The sequence below is a fragment of the Pseudomonas svalbardensis genome, from assembly GCF_030053115.1.
GTDB lineage: Bacteria > Pseudomonadota > Gammaproteobacteria > Pseudomonadales > Pseudomonadaceae > Aquipseudomonas > Aquipseudomonas svalbardensis.
The window spans coordinates 2,767,106-2,789,334 of record NZ_CP125619.1; the positions used below are offsets into that span (position 1 = coordinate 2,767,106).

The following is a 22,229-nucleotide window of genomic DNA, read 5'->3' on the forward strand; positions in this document are numbered from 1 at the left end:
CTTACTGACCAGAAGCCTGGGCAAGTGGAAGAGGGGTGTCGTCGATCTGCACCTGTTCGCCGGGACGGGCGTGTTGCAGGCCTTCGGTGACGATGCGGTCGCCTGGCTTTAGGCCGCTGGTGACGATCCAGCGATCGTTCTGCACGGCGCCCAGTTCGACCGGTTGCTGGCCAACCCGTTGTTCGGCGTCGAGCACCAGCACTTGGGCGATGCCGGCGCTGTCACGCTGGATGGCCCGTTGCGGCACGCTGATGCCTTGTTGATTGACCGCTTGCTCCAGACGCACGCGCACGAAGCTGCCCGGCAGCAAGTCGAGGTCCGGGTTGGGGAATTCGCTGCGCAGAATGATCTGACCGGTGCCGGGGTCGACGGTGATGTCGGCGAACAGCAACTTGCCGGGCAACGGATAGAGACTGCCGTCGTCCTGGATCAGCGTGGCTTTGGCCTGGTCCTGACCGACCTGCTGCAACTGGCCGGAACGGAACGCCCGGCGCAGGTCGTTGAGTTCGCGGGTCGATTGGGTGAGGTCGGCGTGGATCGGGTTCAGTTGCTGAATCAATGCCAGCGGTGTGGTTTCGTTCTGCCCGACCAGTGCGCCTTCAGTCACCAACGCGCGGCCGATGCGCCCGGAGATCGGCGCCGTGACCGTGGCGTAACCCAGGTTGAGTTTCGCCCGCTCCACGGCGGCTTTGTTCGCGGCGACGTCGGCAGCGGTTTGCCGGGCACTGGCCCGGGCGTTGTCATAATCCTGGCCGCTGATGGCATTGCCTTCGATCAACTGCGCGTAACGCTGCTCTTGCAGGCGCGCCTGGAACGCGTTGGCTTCAGCCTTGCGCAACGCCGCTTCGGCGCTGTCCAGGTCTGCCTTGAACGGCGCCGGGTCGATACGGAACAACACTTCGCCTTTTTTCACATCGCTGCCTTCGCGGAAGGCCCGTTGCAACACCACGCCGGCAACCCGTGCGCGGACTTCGGCAATCCGTGGCGCAGCAATCCGCCCGCTCAGTTCACTGGTGATCGACAGGGGGCTGGCTTGGATGGTTTCGATCCGAACCGTGGCCAGAGGCGCTTGTTCTTCGGCCGTCGAGGCCTTGTCACAAGCGCTCAGCGTCACCGCCAGTGCAATCAGGCTGAGCCTGGCAAGCAGATTCTTTGACATGTAATACCCCAATAATGACCCCCGGCATCCTACGGGGAGGCGACGAGGGTAGCGGTGAAGCTTTGTAGGCGCTGTGTGAAATTGTGTAAGGGTTTTACTCAGGCACGGGCGAGGGCGTATATCCTTCACGCCTCGATTTCTATTGCGACTGTTAGATTGCTTTCGCGAGCAGGCTCGCTCCTACAGTTGAAATGCGGTCCCCTGTGGGAGCGAGCCTGCTCGCGAAAGCGGTCTGTCAAACGCCACTGCACCTTCTGGAAACACCCATGCCCAACATCCTCCTGGTCGAAGACGACACCGCGCTCTCCGAATTGATTGCCAGTTACCTGGAACGCAATGGCTATAGCGTCAGCGTGATCAGCCGTGGTGACCATGTGCGCGAGCGTGCGCGGGTCAATCCGCCGGACCTGGTGATCCTCGATCTGATGCTGCCGGGGCTCGATGGCCTGCAAGTCTGCCGCTTGTTGCGCGCCGATTCGGCCACGTTGCCGATCCTGATGCTCACCGCCCGCGACGACAGTCACGATCAGGTGCTGGGCCTGGAAATGGGCGCCGACGACTACGTCACCAAACCCTGCGAACCGCGGGTGTTGCTGGCCCGGGTGCGGACTTTGTTGCGGCGCAGCAGCCTCACCGAACCGCAGACGGCCAACGACCGCATTCTGATGGGCAATCTGTGCATCGACCTGTCCGAGCGCACCGTGACCTGGCGCGAGCAATTGGTCGAACTGTCCAGCGGTGAATACAACCTGCTGGTGGTACTCGCTCGGCATGCCGGCGAAGTACTCAGTCGCGATCAGATTCTGCAACGCCTGCGCGGCATCGAGTTCAACGGTACCGACCGCTCAGTGGACGTGGCGATTTCCAAGCTGCGGCGCAAGTTCGACGACCACGCCGGCGAGGCGCGCAAGATCAAGACCGTGTGGGGCAAGGGTTACCTGTTCAGCCGTTCAGAGTGGGAATGCTGAGTCGATGTTCAGAATCCTGTTTCGCCTGTACCTGGTGACCATCGTTTCGTACAGCGCGGCGATCTATCTGGTGCCTGACGTGGTGATCAAGGTCTTCCAGGAGCGCTTTGTCACCTACAACCTCGATTATTCGCGCGGGTTGCAAACCCTCATCGTCAAACAGTTTCATGCCGTGCCCCCGGCGCAATGGCCGGCATTGGCCGCGGAGATGGACAAGGAATTCCAACCGCTGCACATCGTCCTGACCGGTAACGACGATGCCGATTTCACCCCTGATGAGCGCAAGCGTTTGCAGCGTGGCGAGAACGTCGTGCGCATTGGCGACTGGGGCTGGCGCACCCTGGCGGTGGCGCCGCTGAACGAGCGGACGGTGGTGGAGATGGTCGTACCGCCGGACCCGATGGACGTCAGCCTGTTGTACTGGAGCATCAACGTGCTGATCGGCGCGACCATGCTCGCCTGCCTGCTGCTGTGGTTGCGCCCGCACTGGCGTGACCTGGAACGCCTCAAAGGTACTGCTGAACGTTTCGGCAAGGGCCACTTGAGCGAGCGCACACAGATTTCCAAAAGCTCCAACATCGGTAGCCTGGCCAACGTCTTCGACACCATGGCTGGCGATATCGAGAACCTGCTCAACCAGCAGCGGGACCTGCTCAATGCCGTCTCTCACGAATTGCGCACGCCCCTGACACGACTGGATTTCGGTCTGGCGCTGGCGTTGTCCGACGATTTGCCCGCCGCCAGCCGCGAGCGTCTGCAAGGTCTGGTCGCGCACATTCGCGAACTCGATGAGCTGGTGTTGGAACTGTTGTCCTACAGCCGCCTGCAAAACCCGGCGCGGCTGCCGGAGCGGGTCGAGGTGTCGCTGGATGAGTTTATCGACAGCATCCTTGGCAGCGTCGACGAAGAACTGGAATCCCCGGACATCGTTATCGATGTGCTCCTGCACGGACAACTTGAACGCTTCGCGCTCGACCCAAGGCTGACTGCCCGCGCTATTCAGAACCTGCTGCGCAATGCGATGCGCTACTGCGAAAAACGCATTCAGATTGGTGTGCGGGTGTGTGCCAAGGGGGCTGAAATCTGGGTGGACGATGACGGGATCGGTATTCCGGATGAGGAGCGGGAGCGGATTTTCGAACCGTTTTATCGGCTGGATCGAAGCCGGGATCGAGCCACTGGCGGGTTTGGTCTGGGGCTGGCGATCAGTCGGCGGGCGCTGGAGGCTCAGGGCGGTACGCTCACCGTTGAAGCGTCGCCATTGGGCGGCGCACGGTTCCGTTTGTGGCTGCCCACCTCCGCCTGACGCATTCTTTGTAGCCGCTGCCGAGCCTGCGAGGCTGCGTTCGAGTGCGCAGCACTCGTAAAACCAGGCAACCGGTTCTTTCAGGAAAACTGCGTCCGCCGGACTTGCGAGGACTGCGTCCTCGAACGCAGCCTCGCAGGCTCGACAGCTGCTACAGGGGGTTAACTTGGCACTTCGGTTGATGGAATCAAACCAACCCCAGCGACCTGCATCCGCTCGATCGCTGCGGCCAGTGAGCCGTCCAGATCAATCGCCCGACACGCATCCATCACCACAAACGCGTTAAACCCTGCCGCCCGCGCATCTAGCGCGGAAAACATCACGCAGAAATCGAGTGCCAGCCCAGCCAGATAAACCGTGTCGATACCGCGTTCCTTCAAGTACCCGGCCAAGCCTGTGGTGGTCATTCGGTCCGCCTCCAGAAACGCCGAGTAACTGTCGATGTCCGGGTTGCAGCCCTTGCGGATGATCAATTGGGCATGGGGCAAGTCCAGATCCTTGTGCAACTCGGCACCGGGCGTGGCCCGCACGCAATGGTCTGGCCAGAGCGTCTGATCGCCATAAGGCAGTTGAATCACGTCATAAGGTGCGCGGCCCGGGTGGCTGGAGGCGAAGGACGCATGTCCGGCCGGGTGCCAGTCCTGGGCGATGATGACTTGGGTGAACCGGGCGCCGAGGCGGTTGATCAGCGGGACGATCCGGTCTCCCTCCGACACCGGTAGCTGGCCGCCGGGGATGAAGTCGTTCTGTACGTCGATGACCAGCAAGGCTGTGCGTGAAGCAATCGGCATGGGTGGGTTCCTCCTTGGAGATGAGACGCCCAGCATAGTGACAAACGAGTTCACGCGTTAAGCCGGCCTCTCAACAATTTCGCCATGTCCTCCAGATCCGCCACCGGGTTATGCCCGATCAACATCCAGGCATGTTGCATGTCAGCCCAATAGACAATGTTCATCCCATGCCGACGCTCGCGGGCGAAATGCCGGCTGCCGCTGTTGGAGCGGGTGACGCACAGCGCCATGGGGCCGTGCGCCGGGTCCAGGTAGGTGATTTGGGCAATGGCGACACCGTCGTACTCGAGGATTTGCGCGCGCTTGAACTCGGAGCGTGGCAGGGCCAGTTGTGCGGGCACAAGATTCAGGCCCAGACGTGCATCGAGGGTCCGCAGTTGCGCTCGCTGAGCGGCTTCGTCAGTGGGCAAGTGGTCCAGGGTTTGCGGCACGTAAAGCGACATGTACTCGGCCACGAGCCCGCGCCAGTTTTCCTTTTTCTGGCTCAACTGCCAACCGAGGAACAGCCGATCCGCCACCACACCACTCACCACCAACCCGGCGGCCGCCGCGAGAAACCAGCGCCGATTCATGGCCGGGCGTTCAGGCGCAGGTAAGATGTCGAGCATCGATTGCAAGCGGTCCACGGGCGCCTGTCGGCCCAACTCGTCGTAGGCCTCCTTGAACGGCAGGCTGCTGCGGGCCAGCCATTGCAGGCGCAGGTTGAGCGTTGGGTCTTCAAGGATGGCCGCGTCGATGCGGGTGCGCTGTTCGCTGTCGAGCTGGTTGTCGAGGTAGGCCACCAGTTGCTCATCCGAGGGTATCGTCGGGCGTGCGTGATCGTTCATCGACGTTCTCCAGTGGAAGGGTTCGGCACGGTGTGCAATGGCGGGTATTCGGCCAGTTTCGCGCGTGCAGCGGCCAGGCGACTCATGACAGTGCCGATGGGCACGTCCAGCACGTCGGCCACTTCGCGGTAGGACAAACCTTCGACATAGGCGAGAAACACCGTTTCCCGCTGGGTTTCGGGCAAGGCATCCACACGCCTGATCACCTGAGCCGCGAGAACATGGGTTTGCGCCGCGTATTCACCGTCGAACGACAAGGCGTTGTCGGCATCCACCAGCCCCTGTCCATGACGCACCCTTCGGGCACGCACTTCGTTGAGCCAGATCGAATGCAGAATACTCAGCAGCCAGCGGTCCATGCGGGTGCCCGGGACAAACTGCCCGGCACGCTCGAGCGCCCGCACGCAGGTCGCCTGCACCAGGTCTTCGGCGACATGCCGTTGCCGGGACAACAGCAGGCCGTAGCGCCATAAACGCGCCAGGTGCTGGCCCAGTTCTGCCCGTATTGCCTGATCGCTGGCGATGGCGACCTCCGTCTGCTCGGTGTGTCAGGTTTTCGATGAGTCGTTGATGGCTTCGGCCAGGTCCTGGTATTCCTCGCAGGTGGTGCTGCCGCAGATGGTTTTGATCTGCTGCAACTGTTCCTGAGCGAGGTCCAGCCGACCTTTGATCACATACGCTTCGCCGAGGTATTCGCGAACTTGCGCGTAGTGCGGGTCAAGTTTGACCGATTGCAGGTAATAACCGATGCCTTCGTCGGTGCGCCCCAGTTTACGCGTAGCGTAGCCGCGATAGTTCAAGGCCTTGGCGGTGTTTGGCTGTTTGAGGGTGTCGAGCAGGGCCAGCGCTTCCTCATAACGACCGTCCTTGGCCAGGCGATAGGCGTAATCGGTGCGGTCGGCGTCCGGTACCAGGCTGCTGGTTTGCTTGAGGCATTTTTGCTGCTTGCTGTCCCAGACCTGGCCTTTGGGGCAATTGGGTTTGGCGGGCTCTTCTTCGTCGTCGCCGTTAGCCAACGCAAGCGAGCTGGAGAACGCGACGGCGAGCAACAGCGGGGCGGTGAAAACAGCAAAACGGATAGTCATGTGCGATGCTCCACAGGTTAATTCGTTTCAGTTCGAACCACGCCCCGGCAACATGCGGCGCAAGGTGTTATCCCGCAGACCGAAATGGCGAACCAGCGCCATCACCGCATGCAGCCCGGCCAGAATTTTGGGTTGTTCATGGGCAATTTTCAGAGGCGATGAAAGGTGAACACCACAGGGTGAACAATTATTCATTTCTTTCTGGCTGTCGGAGCAAGGAAAGCTCAAATCGAGGCGCTATGCTCGACAGCATTCGTTGTCGATCTGGAGCACTGCCATGAGGCGGCATTACCGGCGGTGGAACGGGCGAAGGTTGATGAGCAGATCAGGGCGCTGATTGCCGCCGAGCCCGAACTCCGTGGCAGAGACGTGCTGACGGTACCTTATGTGACGGCAGCGTTTGTGGCGGTGAAGGGCAGTTAGATCGATGGTGAGGCCATTCGACTTGCTCCGGGCGGCGTTCCGACGAAGAACGATGACTCGGTATCAGCTCAGTAGACGGATTGGTTCTCCCGCAGACCAGGCCTGAATGTCCTCAATCATCTGCGAAAAGAACTGGTGATAGTTCTGCTGGCTGACATATCCGACGTGGGGCGTGGCCAGCACATTCTCCAGGGTTCTGAACGGATGATGAGGCGACAAGGGTTCCTGCTCGAAGACGTCCAGCGCAGCGCCTGCCAGTCGCCGTTTCTGCAACGCCTTGATCAACGCGGCCTCATCGACAATCGGACCACGGGCAGTGTTGACCAGCAGCGCCGAGGGTTTCATCCAGTCCAGCGCCTGGGCGTCCACCAAGCCACGGCTACGATCGCTGAGCACCAGATGGACCGACAGCACATCGGCCTGTTCGAACAGTTCCTGTTTGCTGACGTAGGTCACGCCGACTTCGGCTGCGCGTTCGGCGGTCAGGTTCTCGCTCCAGGCAATCACCCGCATGCCGAACACCTGACCGAACCGGGCAACGCGAGTGCCAATGCTGCCCAGACCCAGGATCGCCAGGGTCTTGCCGTGCAGGTCGCCACCCAGGCTTTGCTGCCATAAACCGGCGCGCAGGGCGTTGGCTTCGACCACCAGGTTGCGGGTCGCCGCCATGATCAGCGCCCAGGTCAGTTCCGGCGCGGCGTGCTTGTAACTGTCGGTGCCACAGACATGGATACCCAGCGCAGCGGCGGCTTTCAGGTCCAGGGCGGCGTTGCGCATGCTGCCAGTGGCCAGCAGCTTGAGTTTCGGTAAGCGCCGCAGCAGGTCCTCATCGAACCGGGTGCGTTCGCGCATCACGCAGATCACCTCGAACTCGCCCAACCGTGCCGCCAGGGTGTCGTTGTCGGCAGGGTAGTCATGGATGAAGCTTACCTGGCCGATGTGCTCCAGCACCGACCAGTCCATCACGTCACGGGCCACGTCCTGCCAGTCATCAATCACCGCAATCTGCACTGCCATCAGCCTTACCTCATCAATGAACGGGGTTGGGTTTGTTCAGCCAGGCGAGCAGGGCCTTGTGGAATTGCGCCGGTTCTTCCATTTGCGGCGCGTGGCCCATGCCGTGGAATTCGACCAGCGTCGACCGGGGAATCAGTTTCGCCACCTGCTTGCCGAGGACGTCGTAGTGACCGAGTTTCGCCTTGACCTCGGGAGGTGCGATGTCGCTACCGATGGCCGTGGTGTCGGACGTACCGATCAGCAGCAGGGTCGGCACTTTCAGGTCCTTGAACTCGTAGTACACCGGTTGGGTGAAGATCATGTCGTAGATCAGCGCCGAATTCCACGCCACCTGTGTATGCCCCGGTCCTTTGTTCAGCCCGGCGAGCATGTCTACCCAACGATCGAATTCCGGTTTCCAGCGGCCGCCGTAATAGGTGTTGCGTTCATAGGTGCGGATGCCGTCGGCCGTGAGTTTCAGCTCGCGTTCGTACCATTGATCAACCGTGCGATAGGGAACGCCGAGGGCTTTCCAGTCTTCCAGGCCGATGGGGTTGACCAGTGCGAGTTGTTCGACTTGATCGGGGTATTGCAGCGCATAGCGGGTAGCGAGCATGCCGCCGGTGGAATGCCCGAGAATACTGGCCTTCTGAATGCCCAGTGCCTTGAGCAGTTGCTGAGTATTGGTCGCCAGTTGCTGGAAGCTGTACTGATAGTTGTCCGGTTTACTGGAGGTGCAGAAACCGATCTGATCCGGGGCGATGACCCGGTAACCGGCCTCACTCAGGGCCTTGATCGAAGTGTCCCAGGTTGCGCCGCAGAAATTCTTGCCGTGCATCAGCACCACGCTGCGTCCATTGGCCTTGCCATGAGCCGCGACGTCCATGTAACCCATTTGCAGGGATTTGCCCTGGGACTCAAAGGCGAAATGCTTGACCGTGTAGGGGTACTCGAAGCCCTGAAGTTCCGGGCCATATTCCGGGCCTTCGGCGTGTGCGATGACAGGCAATGCAGCGGTCAGCAGCAGGCCGGGCAGCCAGCGGGAGTGGGTGTGGGACATGGGTGAACTCCATTGGAAATCGGCCGATGCTGGATCGGCACGATTAGGGCGACATTAAACACAGGCAATCGTCGTGGATGATCGTTCAACCCATCCAGCCCAATGTGGCCAGAGCTAACACGCCATAACGGGCGCTTTTGGCAAGGGTCACGATCAGCAGGAATCGCCCCAGCGGCTCGCGCATCACGCCGGCCACCAAGGTCAGCGGATCACCGATCACAGGCACCCAGCTCAGCAGCAACGACCAATGACCGTAACGCTGATAATGGACTCGGGCTTTTTCCAGATGGCGCGGGCTGACCGGAAACCAGCGCCGATCACCAAACCGCTCGATTCCGCGCCCCAGCCACCAGTTCACCAGCGCCCCCAGAACATTGCCCAACGTCGCCACGGCGAGCAGCGACCAGAGCCAATACTTGCCACTGAGCAACAGCCCCACCAACACCGCTTCGGACTGCAAGGGCAGCAAGGTTGCCGCACCGAATGCGGCGAAGAACAGCCCGATGTACGCACCGAACATCAATGGGCAGGGTAGTCCGCCACCACCACGTCAGTGCCGTCTTTTTTCAGACCGATCACTTGATACGCATCGCTCATGCCGTCCATTTCCATGCCGGGTGAACCCATGGGCATGCCGGGGGCGGCAACGCCCAACAGATCGTCGCGCTTGCTCAAGGCCAGCACCTGATCGGCAGGAACATGACCTTCAACGAATTTGCCGTTGATCAAGCCGGTATGGCACGACGCCAGACGCGGAGGTACGCCGTGCTGTTGCTTGAATTCGCTCATGTTGGCTTCGACGCGATCGTCGACTTTGAAGCCGTTGGCTTCCAGATGGCTGATCCATTTTTTGCAGCAACCGCAATTGGCATCGCGGTGAACCTCGATCGGGATCAGGTCGGCGGCCTGGGCCAGGGAGGAAATGAACAGGGCGCTCAGGGCGACCAGACGCAGGTGGGTTCGCATGGGGAATCTCGTTTCGAATTGCGGCCAAAAAAATGCATTCTGACCATTTTAGCCAGCATCGAGGCAGGAGATTGTTTCGAAGTAATACGAGTTTCAGCAGCCACGCATTCTTTGTAGCAGCTGCCGAAGGCTGCGTCCGGCTGCGAAGCAGTCGAAAAATCAGAACTCACGGTGCATCAGCCAGACCGTGTAAGCCGGATTTACGACTGCTACGCAGCCGGACGCGGGCTTCGCCAGCTGCTACAAGTCTGAGCTCAAAAAAGTTAACGAACCTTGAACCGTCCCATGATCGCGCTCACGCGACTGTTGGCTTCCAGCAGTTGTTGGGTGTTGAGCTCGCTGGCCTGACCGCTTTTCACCAGTTCGTCGACCATGTGGCGGATTTGCACCATGCTGCGGTTGATCTCTTCAGTCACCGCGCTTTGCTGCTCGGCGGCCGTGGCGATCTGGGTGCTAAGGCTGTTGATGTGGCTGACGTTACCGGCCATTTCATCCAGACCGGTGTTGACCCGTGCCGTGGCATCTGCGGCCGACTGGCAACTGGTCTGGGTGTTTTCCATGGCGGTTACCGACGAACTCACACCCTGCGTCAGACGGGTGAGCATTTCGTTGATTTGCGACGTACTGGCCTGAGTACGGGCGGCGAGGGCGCGGACTTCATCGGCGACCACCGCAAAACCGCGGCCCTGCTCGCCGGCGCGGGCGGCTTCGATGGCGGCGTTGAGGGCCAACAGGTTGGTTTGCCCGGCAATGGCGCCGATCACCCCCAAGATCTCGGTGATGCGTTGGGCGTCCTGTTGCATGCTTTCGACTTTATGGGTGGCGCTGGCCACTTCGTCGATCAACGCAATCACGCTGCTGGACGCTTCGCCCACCACGACCCGCGAACGGTCAGCGTTTTCGTTGGCGCGTTGGGTGAAGGCAGCGGTTTCGGCGGCGTTTTGCGCGACACTTTCGGCGGTCGAACTCATCTCGGTGATGGCGGTGACGGTCTGATCGGTTTCCGAGGCGTGACGCACCAGAATCTGGCTGGTGTGGGCCGAGGTGCGTTGCAGGTTATCCAGGCTGGAAGCCATGGCGCCGGTGGCCTGGGTGACTTCGCCGATCATGTTCTGCAAGTAGGCGATGAAGGCGTTGACCGAGTGGCCGATGGCGCCCAGCTCATCTTCGGCGCGAATGGTAATACGTTTGGTCAGGTCGGCATCACCGGCCGACAGCGCGTCGATGTTGGCCCTCAGGGCTTTCATGCGCTGGATCAGTTGGCGAATCGCATAGATCTGTAGCAACACCAGCAGGATCACCATCGGGATTTGCAGCAGGCTCAGGGTGCTGAGCACGTCGTCGCGCTGGGCGGTGATCAGCTTGGTCGGCAGGGCGGTGGCGAGGAACCAAGGTGTGCCTTCGATCGGGCGCATGAAGAAGGTGCTGGCTTCGCCTTTGTTGTCGAACTCGACCCGCTGCGACTGGTCACGGTTTTGCAAGCCTGCCTTCACCTGGGTGGCGAACGGCGAGTTGCCGGCCAGCTCACTGATGTTCTTCAGTACGATCGGCCCGCTGATGCGCGAGCTGTTGCTGATGATCTTGCCGTCGGCTTCGACGATCAGCATTTCAGCGCCGAGGTCTTTCTCCTTGCTTGCCACCAGGTCATTGAAAAAGCCCAGGGTCACGTCGATGGTCGACACGCCGTAGGCCGCGCCATTCTTCTGGATGGCCATGGCGCAGTTGGTGCGTGGCTCGGCGCTGGCGTCATCTTTATAGGCTGCCGCCCACGCGCATTGGCCGCTCGGGGTATGCATGCCGCCCTTGTACCAGGTCTGGTCGTAGTAGTTGGGCGCGGCACCGCTGTTCCAGAAGGTGTTGACCGCCAGTTTGCCCGAGGCATCCCGGTGCCAGAACGTGCTGAACTTGTTGCGCCCGGCTTCGCGCTGACCGGGCAGCGGCCAGATCCCGCCGCCGAAGATTTTCAGCTCGCCGTACTGGTCGACCAGGCCCGGCAGGACGGTGTCGATGGCGGCGCTGTCGAGCAGGGGAATGGTCTGGGTGATGCTTCGCTGTTGCGCCTGAACCTTGTTCAGTTCGCCCTGGATTTGCTCGGCGACTTCGGCGATGCGGTTGAGGGCCACTTGTTCTTCGGTGTGACGCAGCTTCGGTGCGACCAATTGGCTGATGCCGACCACTGTCAGCACGGACAATAGCAGGATGAACAGGACCAGAAACAGCGTGTAACGAGCCTGAATGGTACGGAATGCGGGCATGGGACCGGTCCTTAGAGCAGCGTTCTTGTTGTGATTATCGGTATGCAATCGGCGCTTCCAAGGGCTATCGGCATGGGGACGCCGATCTTTAAGTACGATCGTGCAAGAACGCCGTGAGGTGACGGACGGTGCGCAATGAAAGGTGTCGTAGTGGATATAAACTGACTAACCAACGCTTACGTAGTATTTGTTTAGTTGCCCATACCACTTTCCAATTTGATGTATAGGTCAATGAAACAGGGCACTTGCCAGGTTGTATCGTAAATGTACGAGAATTGTAAAAAGTCGGAAATAATTGTTGGTGTGGCTAGTGGCCAGGCTGATACTCGCCCGCTCTAAACCAGATTAAACAAGGAACTTTTTATGGTCGCCTGACACGGACGTCTGCATCAGGTAGCACAGTCGGAAGTTCGGTCATGACTATCGGCTATACCGGGGCCTGGACTTCCAAGGCAGGTTTGCTGGTCAAGGACACAGGCACCGGAAAGCCTGTGACGCACAGCGCCAGGGTCAAGCAAATGCTGGCATTGGTGGGAAGCGATCCCAGCGCGCTCAACACGAAGTTGATGGATGAGCAGAAACTGCACAGAAACATCAGAGGCTTCGACCCGGAAAACGTCACCCCCAAACAACTGGGTAATCTCAGTGCCTTCTTGAAAGCCGAAGGCCTGATTTCTGATATTACGTCGATGACGCTAATCAACGCCGGTGACAAGTTTGACCGGTTCGGCGTACAGAAAGACCCGGAGGCGAAATTCAACGCACTGGAGTATTTCGCCACCCAGCTGGACACCATCCAGAACAACAGTATCAAGGGTGACAAGTACGCCACGGGCCTGATCCCGGAATACAAGAAGGCGATCTACGTACTGCAGAATTTACAAGCTTACGGCAAGGGTAATGGCACATCAGTGCCGACCGACAAGGGCGTCAGCTCGAAGGCGTGACGGGTTGTCCTGGCCCACTCAAATCGTCGAATGGGCCAGGCGTCGGTTACCGGTCAAGCAACTTCATGACTTCCTCCGGGTAACGTAAACCGGCCGTGGCATTGGCCGGGAATATCGCTTCCAGCGCTTGCAAGTCGTCGCCGCTGAGCTTCACATCCAGCGCGGCCACATTCTCTTCCAGGTATTTACGCTGTTTGGTTCCCGGAATCGGGATCACGTAATCGCCCTGAGCCAATACCCACGCGAGCGCCAGTTGGCCGGTGGTCACGCCTTTTTCTGCGGCCAGGTCCTGCACTTGCTGCACCAGCAACAGATTTTTGGAGAAATTCTCTCCTTGAAAACGCGGGCTGAAGCGCCGGTAGTCGTCTGCCGCGAAATCATCAGGACTTTTCAGCGCTCCCGTGAGAAAGCCACGGCCCAAAGGGCTGTAGGGGACGAAGGCGATCCCCAGGCGCTGACACGCAGCCAGACAACCGTTTTCCTCCTGGTCACGGCTCCATAACGAATACTCGCTCTGCAGCGCACTGATCGGATGAACTTTGTGTGCCCGCTCAAGCGTTGCGACCGAGGCCTCGCTCAAACCCAAGTACCGAACCTTGCCGGCTTTCACCAGGTCGGCCATGGCGCCGACGGTTTCCTCGATGGCCACCTGCGGATCGATGCGGTGCTGGTAGTACAAATCCAGGGTCTCGACACCGAGGCGCTTGAGGGTGCCGTCGATAGCGGCGTGAATGTAATCCGGTCGGCCGTTGACGCCCCGCGCAACCGGATTGCCCGGGTCGCGGACGATGCCGAATTTGCTGGCCAGAAACACCTGGTCGCGCTTGCCGACGATGGCTCTGCCGATCAGTTCTTCGTTGGTGTGCGGACCATACATGTCAGCGGTGTCGAGCAGGTTGATCCCCAACTCCAGCGCGCGGTGCAGAGTGGCCGTGGCTTCGCGGATGTCCACGCCAGTCGTGTAGAAATCGGTCATGCCCATGCAGCCCAGACCCATCGTGCTCACTAGTGGACCATTTTTGCCCAGTTGACGTGTTTGCATGAAATCAGCTCCCTATGAATGTGGAGTCCATTGTTGACCTCGACAGAAACAAGATAAACCGGCTAAAACTGCTATCACTGTTCGTAATTTCTAAATAATCAGCCGGTAAGCAAAAGCAATGGACCGTTTTAACGCCATGCGCGTGTTCACCCGAATCGTCGAACTGGGCGGCTTTGCCAAGGCGGCGGACAGCCTGCAATTGCCCCGGGCCTCAGTGACCATTCTGATCAAGCAGCTGGAGGCGCATCTCGGTGTGCAGCTGCTGCAACGCACGACGCGGCAGATCAGCCTGACGCTCGACGGCGCGGCCTATTACCCTCGTTGCGTACGGTTGCTGGCGGACCTGGAGGAAACCGAAGCGGTGTTCAGCGCTGCGCGCAACAACCCCAAGGGGCTGTTGCGCGTGGACATGCCGGCGGGCGTTGGACGCTTGATGGTGATCCCGGCATTGCCGCAATTTACTGCCCGGTATCCCTTGATCGAGCTGGAAATCGGCGTGAATGACCGGCCCGTCGACCTGATTCGCGAAGGCGTCGATTGCGTACTGCGGGGCGGCGCGTCACTGGACGATTCACTGGTGGCGCGGCCGTTGGCTATGTTGGACCAGATCACGTGTGCCAGCCCCGAGTACTTGAAGCGATTCGGAACGCCTCAGTGTCTGGCTGACCTTGAAGGCCATCAGATGGTGGAGTACTTCTCCAGCAGCAATGGCAAGCGTTATGGGCTGGAATTCATGGTCAATGATCAGGTTCAGGTCATTAATCTACCCAAGCAAGTCTCGGTCAACAGCGCCGATGGTTATCTGGCCGCTTGTGAGGCGGGGTATGGTCTGGTCCAGACCCCGTATTACCACGTAGCCCGCCAGCTAAGCGAAGGCCGTTTGTGTGAAGTCCTCAGGACGGTGCCGACACCGGGGATGCCGCTGACGGCGCTCTACCCGCCACACCGCCAGTTGTCCCGGCGGGTGAGGGTGTTTGTCGATTGGTTGGTGGAGCTATGCGCGCAGCCGGGCAATGACTTTTATCGAAAAGACTCACGCGGCTGAGCGGGCGCTGTTCAGCGCTTCGGCGCTACTCTGCGTGTTGGCGTTTTGCTGTAAATCGTCATGCAAGCGTTGCATGTGCGGGCAGTGCAGGTTGAGGTGTCGAGACTGCGCCCCTCGATGAAACAGTGCGAACCACCCATTGGTGTTTGATGTAGGCATCAGCCCGGTAAAGGCGAAGCCAAGGGCCGCCAAATTGCGCAAGTCCCCGGAAAAGTGCCGTGACATCTGAAGTTTGGCCGAGATCAGCCAGTGCCTGGGCAATTGCCGGATCTGGTCAAGCAGACGTTTGGTCAAACGCTGAATGACCATGTCGAATCTTTGATGGTGTTGAGTGAGTTGCAAGGGCAGAGAAGACAACGGCGTTGTGTCCGGATAAGTCCCGAACACGGAACACACGTGCTGCATAAACCCCCGGCAGCTGTCAGGCCATGGGATGTCGGGGAGTGGACGCGTATGTCCTTCGACGACGTAACAACCCATCACGATGGTTTCCGGCAGCGGCTCAGCGAAGGGCGAAGGGACGTAGTCAGGAAGCAAACCCGTGCTGTGGAAGCCGATGTTTGCTGCCATGCGTTGCGTGTAGGGGTGGTGTGTCACTTGTTTGATCGAGACGCTCTTGAACCCCATGGAACCTGACCGCGACAGCAACTCCCGGCCCAGACGGGTCGCGATACTCTGGCCCTGCGCGGCGGGATGCACCACGCTCAGGGCCAGTTCCGTGGTATCCGAAGGCGTGTCATGGCACAACGCTGCATGCCCCAGAAGGCGTATGCCGTCCACCGCCAGCATCGACTTCCAGCGCCCCTTGGCATTGTGCTGATTGATCATGTTCGGCAAGTAAACATCCGGCTGAACGTAATGATCGCCATAGACCTCACGAAACAACTGGCTCACGGCACGTGCGTCGGATGGCCGATAGGGTCGAAAAATCAAATGCGGCATCATGCGGGCTCCGGCGACGGCGCGTCATACACGCGCAAGTCCAGGACCCGCAGTTGTTTGCCGGAGCGTGGGTGAAGCTTCAGGGCTGTGACATCGCAGGACAGCACTCGCAACTCCAACAGACCCTCGCGGCTCAGTTCCTCGATGGCGGGATAGTGTTCAACCAGCGCCTCGTACAACGCTCGGCACACCGGTACGGTGGCCATTGATAGCGCTGAGGGAACCCACTTCACACTCAAAATATCTTTGTATCCGTCATGTTCGATCAGCAATTGCCATTGGTCGTTGTGGGCAATGCGTTGGACGATCTGCTGGATGTCATCGATCAGCAGCGACAGCACCCCGACTCGCACGCGCTGGCTGTGTGCGCTACGTCCCTTGAGGGCAAATTTACGCCTTGGGGTTGCGCCGGGTTCGCGCCAACACGCGCGGTCGCCCACCGGATAACGCAGCAGTGGCATCAGCCGGCGAGTCAGATTGGTCACCACCAATAATCCGGTGCGATCGCATTCTTCGATGACTTCACCGGTGAGTTCATCGACGATCTCCAGCACGGTGTGTGGTTCAAACACCCGATGTTCTCCCAACGCGCAGTCGCGGCCGCTGGCCCCGATAAGGCCGGCGTCTACGCTGGCATAGCCAATGGAAGCAATGCGCACGTTGGGAAACACGTCGGTGAGGATTGCCACCTGCGGGGAAAACAGGCTTTCGCCGCCATACAACAACGTATCAACCCCGCACAGTACTCGCCGATACTGGTTCAGGTAGGCAGCGAGTCGCAGCAGCTGTGCCGGTACTCCGACCAGCACGTTGATCCGATGCTGATCAATCGCATCGGCCAATACATCCAGCTCGACTTGCCCGGTAAATGGAAACTCGCAGATCGATCGCCTGACGTGCGCCAGTGAGTCGTGGATGAACAGAAAACTGGCGTAAAGATCACCGGAAAAAAACAGATTGGCGACACGGTCGCCGTCGTTCAGCTGAGAGGAGAAACTTTCTCCAAACGTACTGACCAGTTCTTGCCATTCGTTATAGGTGTATACCGTCAGTTTGCCTTGGCTGGTCGATCCGCCGGTTTTAAACACCAGCGCATCGTCGACCTTTCCGGTCAGGACCGGCCAATGACTCAGGTCATTGCTGCCGACCCAATAGTCCGCCGCATTGGTCAGTGGTAGATCTTGTAACGTAATGCCCTGCGACGGTAAGTGTTCCAGTTGCTGGCGGTAGAAGTTTGAATGTTGCCGTATATAAGGCAGCAGTTGTTCGAGCGAATAAGTTGATTTCACTGGGTTCTCTCTTTTTTATCAGGCGCCTAGACGGTTAAAAAACAAGTTGTGAGTAGCTGGCGGTGTTTTTATTTTCTTTTATCAATAACCAACGGTGTTTTGCCGCTGTGTTTGTTTCGAGTGAACGCTTGCTCCATGCACACTGCAACTTCGACAGTTAACAGTTTGGCGTTTACGGCATTGGCCAGCGCTTCATGGCTCAGCAATGCGTTGCGAACCTGGTTGATGTCTGCATCCGTTAGAACGTTGAGTCGCTCGACGCCATCAGAGGTGTGGTCCAGAACAATCTGAATGGGCGCGCCGACGCTATCCTGCAGAGCCGACGGCGAAATGAACTCCGTGCCCATTCGCACCAGTTTGCCGTGGCGCTGGAGCAGTTCGAATCGGGGTGAGTCCAGCCCGCACGGACAGGTGCCGGGTATCCAGCGACCGGTGTCTCCAACGTCATATCGGCGCACGGTTTGGCCTTGCCGTGCTCGTGAAGTAAACAACAGGCGCCCGATCTTATTGGCCTGAACCGGTTCATCCCGTTCGATCTGCACAATTTCCAGATGCTGGGTATCGCACATCAAGTGAAACACCCCGTACGCGGTGGCTGCGCACGCATGCCCCAAGGGGCCAGCATCGACGGAACCATAGATCGCCGAGCGGATCGTCGAGACCCCGCAGCTTTCCATGAGGCTCAAGCTGGTTTGGCCCGGATGTTCGCCGCCAAGGAACACTTTGCCGATACCTGCGTACGCGCGGAGCCGGGTCTGCTCGTTGAAAAACAGACGATGCAAGGTGCTCGGCATGCCAATCAGCACGGTGACACGCTGGTCGACGATCAGTTGGGCGATTTCGCTGAAGTCATCGTCCTGGGGCGCGCCCATGGGGAAATGTGTGACGCCCATCTGTTCCAGTATTTTGGTAAAACTGAGAAACCCTCCGTACAGGCTGCCGCCGTAAAACAGGTTCATGACCCGGTCCTGTGAAGGATCGAGCCCGGAGGCGAACAGGCCGTCGGCCGCTGCGCGCATCTGCCGTTGAAAGTCGCGATAGCTGAAACCGGCGAGGGCCGGAGCGCCGCTGCTTCCTCCAGAGCGGAAAAACAATTGCGCCGCCGCGCCCATCGGCTGGGTCGTGAAGGTGTTTTTGTCCATGATCGGCGCATGGGCGGTGTCAAGGGCGGGCGGGACCGGGTCGAGCGTTGCACGGCCCGTTAGCACATCAGGTGCCAGACTCACCGAGAGGCGGCGACTCAGACGTGTCAACGCGTAGACGCCATCGTGGGGCTCACCGGCGTAGCCGTCATGAATCCCCGCGCAAGGCGCAATACGGGTGATCCCAGCGCTGACCAGCGTTCGCACAAGTCCTGGCGTTTCTGTCGAAGAGCAAATCAGCGCGCAACTTTGCAGGACGGTGCGCCAGGGCAACAGCGTCTCGGCGATCAAGTGTTGCGGTACGGGCTTGAGCAGCACCGTACGAAACAGCGGCGACGGCGCGAGCGTCTGATGGTGTTCCCAGATGATTCGCCATCCATGGCCGGTCCAGACCTGGCCGCTCTGGTTCGCAAAACAGTAATCCAGTTGCGCCATGGCCGTGCGGGTGGTGATCTCGCACGCTTCCTGGTCCGTGGGCACCAGCGCCGGCCAGTGCGACGCGCGACGTTTGAAGGCATCGCTCAAACGCTCGCCCAGGTCCTGCAGGATGGCCGGATCATTGCTGTCCACCAGCACCCATTGCGGGCTTGAACACGCTTGTTGATCCAGACTGCACACCTCATCCACCAACGCATCCAGCGCCGAAAGGCTGGCTGCGTCAGGCGACAGATAAGCGAAACTGATCCTGTGCCCCCAATCGATCCAGCGACATCCGGCGGGGATCTGCTGACGAATCGCTTTGAATGCCTTTTCACCGCCCCAGGCTGACACGCCATCGGCCTGAGCGCAGAGTTCGGCTATCCGGGAAGTGCCCACGGGCAGCACCGCGACGAACTCGGCAAGCCTGCCACTGGTGTCGCACTTCACAAAGGCAGCCAGCAATTGCGCAGTCAAACCCGCATCGCTGGCGCTGGGGCGTAACCAGTTAATGTTACCGGCCAGCAGGCTTTCGAGCACCGCGCAGAACGCGAGCATCGGCGCATTGCCCGGCGTCACATGCACCACCAGCCCCAACGGGTGCCAGCTTTCAAAGTGTGGCTGCCGGTAGTCGATACGCCTCAGCGAACGGGGTTGCGCACCCAGTTCTCGCTCAAGCTTCGTGCTCAGGTTGCTGCGCTGGCAGAACTCGATCAGCCCCTGACATTGATCGTCGTCCAGAGGCAGGTTCAGGCTGCGAGTCTGTAGTTGTGTGGCGAAACGAGCCGCGGTTTCGATGACGGTCTCGCTGTCGATCGGTGCAGAAAGCAACCTGGGTAATTGTTTTCGAAGGCGGTCGAGGGCGCTTTCCGGGGTAGCGTCGTCACGCAGTTGGCCATTGATGAGGTACATATCAAGCCCCTCCCAGCAATTCGGAAGCCGCCATGGCGCAACTGCGACTGGCGGTGGTGCCAGCGCGTCCGTGCAGCTCGAACCAATCGGTCGTCAGGCCGCATCCGCAATGTGCGCCGGGGTGTAATGTCGCCAGATCGCCCATGACCACAGCGTGAGCAGGGCTTGACGAAATGTACGGGGAGACAAATTCCAGCAAGCCGCGCTGGCCGTATGGCTGGACCGTGAAATCGGATGGATTGCGCACGAAAACCTTCGAGTAAATGGGGGCATGAAAATGATGGCGGGCACATTGGATATAGGGCACGGCATGCTCGACGGCACCGTAACCATCCCGGCATCGGGACAGGTCGATACCCAATTGCCGATTGATTCGGGCATACAACTCAAGCAGGGGAATCTCTTGTGCTGCCTGGGTTTTCCAGCCACCCCCCAAAAACACCAATGACTGGGCGGGCAGCTTGAGATTCGGTGCACAGGTGGTTTCCATGTGCTGTAGCGCATGGGAAAGGAACGCAGGAAATCCGAGTATCCGCACGGGCAATCCCTCGTCGGCAAACTCCTGCAAGGCGCGAATCACGCCAAACAGGTCGAACTCGTGACCTTTACCGGTAAGGCGCAATCCGTAGACGACCCGATTGATGGGTGCGTAGCTGCAGAGAAACTGGTCGGTGTAAGCCGTGCCCAAGGTGATGGCAGCTTCGGTCTCGTAGCTCAGGAGCAAATAATTGCAGGGGCTTTGCGGAGTATCCCAGCCGTAGTGCCGGAAAATGTGGCTCACCATGCCTTGGGCCGCTGCCATGCTGCGAGGGTCATAGCGCATGCGACTCTTCTGGCCGCTGGTGCCAGACGATGTCAGCTCCAGCGCACCTTCGCCGGTGGGGCCGAACAACAAGTGACGTTTGAAATAGTTGGCGAAAATCGGTGGCAACCTGGACCAGTCATCCAGTGTCTCCAGGTCCTTTGCATCGAGCCCGTTGGCGTTTAGCCAGCGTTCGTAGCCAGGCGTGTGTTGACAATGAAACAGGCTGATTTCCCCCATCGCCTGGTCGAATAGGCCGTCGGGCACTGAATCCAGGCAATAGGGTTGCGTTAACGCACAGAGCGCATCGGTGTGGGGTAAATGGATCATCAAAAGACCTACGTTGTGGTGTTCAGACGGCAAGCGCGATGTGAGAACGCCGCAGAAACAGCCGCAGAGGAAGCAGGCAAAGAAGCCCTGCAATACCAGCCATCAGGGCAAAGGATTCGTGGCTATTACCGGCGCCGGCTGCAGCGATAATCGAGCCGCCGCCGCCCATGACGGCGATCGAGATCATGCCGATCATGGCCGAGACCAGACCTTTGCTGTCGTCGCTGGTGAACAGCGCAAGCCGGTACAGCGCGGCATTGCTCATGCCAAGCCCAACGGCGTAAAGCGCCAGGCAGCTGATCAGCACGACTGTCGAAGCGCCGTAGACGCTGACGGCGACTAACGCGATGAGCCCGCCGCAAAACGGCCAAAGCGCGTATCGAATCAGTTGTGACAGTTCAGCGTTGGCAATCAGTCGGTTGAGGATCAGATTGCCGAGAATGACGGCCGCAAACACCGGGATTTGCCACAGGCCATAGTGCAGCGTTGAAAGCCCCTGGTTGTGGATCAGCAAGAGCGGCGCCAACCCGATCCAGGCAATCAAGGGCAGGCTCATCACGCCCAGCGCGACTGCGGCGCAAAGGAATTGCGGGTTAGTCAGCAACGCGACATAGCGGCGCACGGTGCCGTGCCATTCAAAGCGTACTGCTTCCAGTCGCTGACCGTCGTGGCGCAGGGTGCCCACGGTTTCCGGCATGAACAGGTAAAGCCCGAGCCAGACCATCACGCCGCCGAGACTCAGCAGTAAAAACAGCTCCCGCCAGGACAACCATTCCAGCAGCAGACTGCCGAGTAACGGCCCCAGAAGCGGGGAGAGCAGCGCAACGTTCCCCAGCAACGCCATGATTTTGACCGCGTCAGCTTCGCAGAAAACTTCTTGCAGGGCCGGGTAGCTGACCGCGATGACAAACCCCAACCCCATGCCCTGAATCAGTCGCAAGCCATTGAACGCATAAATGCTTTGCACGTTGAACGCGGCGGCACAGGCCAGGGCGAATACCGCGCAACCGATGAGTAACATCCGGCGGCGGCCAAAATGATCGGACAGCGGGCCAATCAGCCATTGCAGAAGAATGCCGCCAGCCAGATAAAGATTGAAGGCGTAGGGGACATGGTCGGGGCTGGCATCCAGTTGTCGGGTGACGGTCAACATGGCCGGCATAATCATGTCACTGGCCATATAGGTCAGCAGTTCGAAAAAAGTTATTGCAAGGCAAAAGCCAAACAAATGGTGGGGGCTGATATTGATTAAAGGCTTGTGCATGGCATCCCTATTCTTTGCTCAAAGTTTAATAGCGGGTTTATTGCGATGCACCGAGAGTAATCATCGAATATGAATAGCTCAAATGGACGATTAAGACCGAAAGCTTCAATGGTTATCGCTATGTTTCGATGTGCGCAGGGATTGAAAAAAGAAGTGAATACCCATGTACGAAAAATGCCCGCGACAGGGCGGGCATTTGTTCAGTAGTTATTGGGTGGGGTATTTGCCTTACGAGTGAATGTTCAATTATTCACGCTTTAT

The 22,229-nt window shown here is 59.4% G+C and carries 21 protein-coding genes and 1 pseudogene; 5 read left to right on the forward strand and 17 right to left on the reverse strand.

Going from position 1 to position 22,229, the window contains the following annotated elements; genetic code table 11:
• Window position 1 precedes the first annotated feature (1 nt).
• Window positions 2-1,159: an efflux RND transporter periplasmic adaptor subunit gene (locus QFX16_RS12735; protein ID WP_283184189.1), complete on the reverse strand. Its 1,158-nt coding sequence runs from the start codon at window positions 1,157-1,159 to the stop codon at window positions 2-4.
• Window positions 1,160-1,425: 266 nt separating this feature from the next.
• Here QFX16_RS12735 and QFX16_RS12740 point away from each other — a divergent pair, with 266 nt between their 5' ends.
• A complete protein-coding gene (locus QFX16_RS12740) occupies window positions 1,426-2,127 on the forward strand; it encodes a response regulator (protein ID WP_008155184.1) in 702 nt (233 codons plus the stop codon).
• Window positions 2,128-2,131: 4 nt separating this feature from the next.
• On the forward strand, window positions 2,132-3,433 hold the full coding sequence (locus QFX16_RS12745; protein ID WP_283184190.1) for an ATP-binding protein: 1,302 nt from the start codon (window positions 2,132-2,134) through the stop codon (window positions 3,431-3,433).
• A 161-nt stretch (window positions 3,434-3,594) separates the two neighbouring features.
• On the opposite strand, the gene pncA is transcribed toward QFX16_RS12745, so the two are convergent.
• Genes pncA through QFX16_RS12770 form a run of 5 tightly spaced genes read right to left on the reverse strand, consistent with a single transcriptional unit; the run spans window position 3,595 to window position 6,331 of the window.
• On the reverse strand, window positions 3,595-4,224 hold the full coding sequence (gene pncA, locus QFX16_RS12750) for a bifunctional nicotinamidase/pyrazinamidase (protein WP_283184191.1): 630 nt from the start codon (window positions 4,222-4,224) through the stop codon (window positions 3,595-3,597).
• A gap of 50 nt (window positions 4,225-4,274) precedes the next feature.
• Window positions 4,275-5,051 (reverse strand): anti-sigma factor family protein, encoded by a 777-nt coding sequence (locus tag QFX16_RS12755; RefSeq protein WP_283184192.1) that lies wholly within the window; start codon window positions 5,049-5,051, stop codon window positions 4,275-4,277.
• Entirely contained in the window at window positions 5,048-5,545 is a 498-nt protein-coding gene (locus tag QFX16_RS12760) for a sigma-70 family RNA polymerase sigma factor (RefSeq protein WP_439900127.1), read from the reverse strand. The genes QFX16_RS12755 and QFX16_RS12760 overlap by 4 nt, the downstream gene beginning before the upstream one ends.
• A gap of 54 nt (window positions 5,546-5,599) precedes the next feature.
• The gene (locus QFX16_RS12765) at window positions 5,600-6,136 is read right to left on the reverse strand and encodes a tetratricopeptide repeat protein (protein ID WP_283184193.1); all 537 of its coding nucleotides are present in this window, start codon (window positions 6,134-6,136) and stop codon (window positions 5,600-5,602) included.
• Window positions 6,137-6,163: 27 nt separating this feature from the next.
• Window positions 6,164-6,331 (reverse strand): hypothetical protein, encoded by a 168-nt coding sequence (locus tag QFX16_RS12770; protein WP_283184194.1) that lies wholly within the window; start codon window positions 6,329-6,331, stop codon window positions 6,164-6,166.
• Between the two features lie 87 nt (window positions 6,332-6,418).
• Here QFX16_RS12770 and QFX16_RS12775 point away from each other — a divergent pair.
• A pseudogene (locus QFX16_RS12775) lies at window positions 6,419-6,559 on the forward strand (class I SAM-dependent methyltransferase); the annotation flags it as partial.
• Between the two features lie 63 nt (window positions 6,560-6,622).
• Here QFX16_RS12775 and QFX16_RS12780 read toward each other — a convergent pair.
• The 5 genes from QFX16_RS12780 to QFX16_RS12800 form a co-directional block, all read right to left on the reverse strand.
• Window positions 6,623-7,576, reverse strand: coding sequence for a D-2-hydroxyacid dehydrogenase family protein (locus QFX16_RS12780; protein WP_283184195.1), 954 nt, complete (start codon window positions 7,574-7,576; stop codon window positions 6,623-6,625).
• Between the two features lie 13 nt (window positions 7,577-7,589).
• Complete coding sequence (locus QFX16_RS12785) at window positions 7,590-8,615, reverse strand: alpha/beta fold hydrolase (protein ID WP_283184196.1); 1,026 nt, start codon at window positions 8,613-8,615, stop codon at window positions 7,590-7,592.
• A gap of 85 nt (window positions 8,616-8,700) precedes the next feature.
• A complete protein-coding gene (locus QFX16_RS12790; RefSeq protein WP_283184197.1) occupies window positions 8,701-9,135 on the reverse strand; it encodes a YqaA family protein in 435 nt (144 codons plus the stop codon).
• Entirely contained in the window at window positions 9,135-9,581 is a 447-nt protein-coding gene (locus tag QFX16_RS12795; RefSeq protein ID WP_283184198.1) for a DUF411 domain-containing protein, read from the reverse strand. Before QFX16_RS12795 ends, QFX16_RS12790 begins: the two co-directional genes overlap by 1 nt.
• Before the next feature lie 263 nt (window positions 9,582-9,844).
• Window positions 9,845-11,836 (reverse strand): methyl-accepting chemotaxis protein, encoded by a 1,992-nt coding sequence (locus QFX16_RS12800; RefSeq protein ID WP_283184199.1) that lies wholly within the window; start codon window positions 11,834-11,836, stop codon window positions 9,845-9,847.
• A gap of 416 nt (window positions 11,837-12,252) precedes the next feature.
• On the opposite strand from QFX16_RS12800, the gene QFX16_RS12805 reads away from it, so the two are divergent.
• Window positions 12,253-12,783: a hypothetical protein gene (locus QFX16_RS12805; protein ID WP_283184200.1), complete on the forward strand. Its 531-nt coding sequence runs from the start codon at window positions 12,253-12,255 to the stop codon at window positions 12,781-12,783.
• A 46-nt stretch (window positions 12,784-12,829) separates the two neighbouring features.
• Here QFX16_RS12805 and QFX16_RS12810 read toward each other — a convergent pair whose 3' ends face one another.
• Entirely contained in the window at window positions 12,830-13,825 is a 996-nt protein-coding gene (locus QFX16_RS12810) for an aldo/keto reductase (protein ID WP_283184201.1), read from the reverse strand.
• Between the two features lie 118 nt (window positions 13,826-13,943).
• Here QFX16_RS12810 and QFX16_RS12815 point away from each other — a divergent pair, with 118 nt between their 5' ends.
• Window positions 13,944-14,870, forward strand: a complete 927-nt coding sequence (locus tag QFX16_RS12815; protein ID WP_283184202.1) for a LysR family transcriptional regulator — start codon at window positions 13,944-13,946, stop codon at window positions 14,868-14,870.
• On the opposite strand, the gene QFX16_RS12820 is transcribed toward QFX16_RS12815, so the two are convergent.
• The 5 genes from QFX16_RS12820 to QFX16_RS12840 all read right to left on the reverse strand — a co-directional run bounded on the left by QFX16_RS12820 (window position 14,859) and on the right by QFX16_RS12840 (window position 21,968).
• Window positions 14,859-15,812, reverse strand: a complete 954-nt coding sequence (locus QFX16_RS12820; protein ID WP_283184562.1) for a GNAT family N-acetyltransferase — start codon at window positions 15,810-15,812, stop codon at window positions 14,859-14,861. The genes QFX16_RS12815 and QFX16_RS12820 overlap by 12 nt on opposite strands.
• The gene (locus tag QFX16_RS12825; RefSeq protein WP_283184203.1) at window positions 15,812-17,101 is read right to left on the reverse strand and encodes an AMP-binding protein; all 1,290 of its coding nucleotides are present in this window, start codon (window positions 17,099-17,101) and stop codon (window positions 15,812-15,814) included. Before QFX16_RS12825 ends, QFX16_RS12820 begins: the two co-directional genes overlap by 1 nt.
• A gap of 68 nt (window positions 17,102-17,169) precedes the next feature.
• Entirely contained in the window at window positions 17,170-19,572 is a 2,403-nt protein-coding gene (locus QFX16_RS12830; protein ID WP_283184204.1) for an aldehyde dehydrogenase family protein, read from the reverse strand.
• A gap of 1 nt (window position 19,573) precedes the next feature.
• Window positions 19,574-20,704: a LuxE/PaaK family acyltransferase gene (locus QFX16_RS12835; RefSeq protein ID WP_283184205.1), complete on the reverse strand. Its 1,131-nt coding sequence runs from the start codon at window positions 20,702-20,704 to the stop codon at window positions 19,574-19,576.
• Window positions 20,705-20,726: 22 nt separating this feature from the next.
• Window positions 20,727-21,968 (reverse strand): MFS transporter, encoded by a 1,242-nt coding sequence (locus QFX16_RS12840; RefSeq protein ID WP_283184206.1) that lies wholly within the window; start codon window positions 21,966-21,968, stop codon window positions 20,727-20,729.
• Window positions 21,969-22,229: the final 261 nt, after the last annotated feature.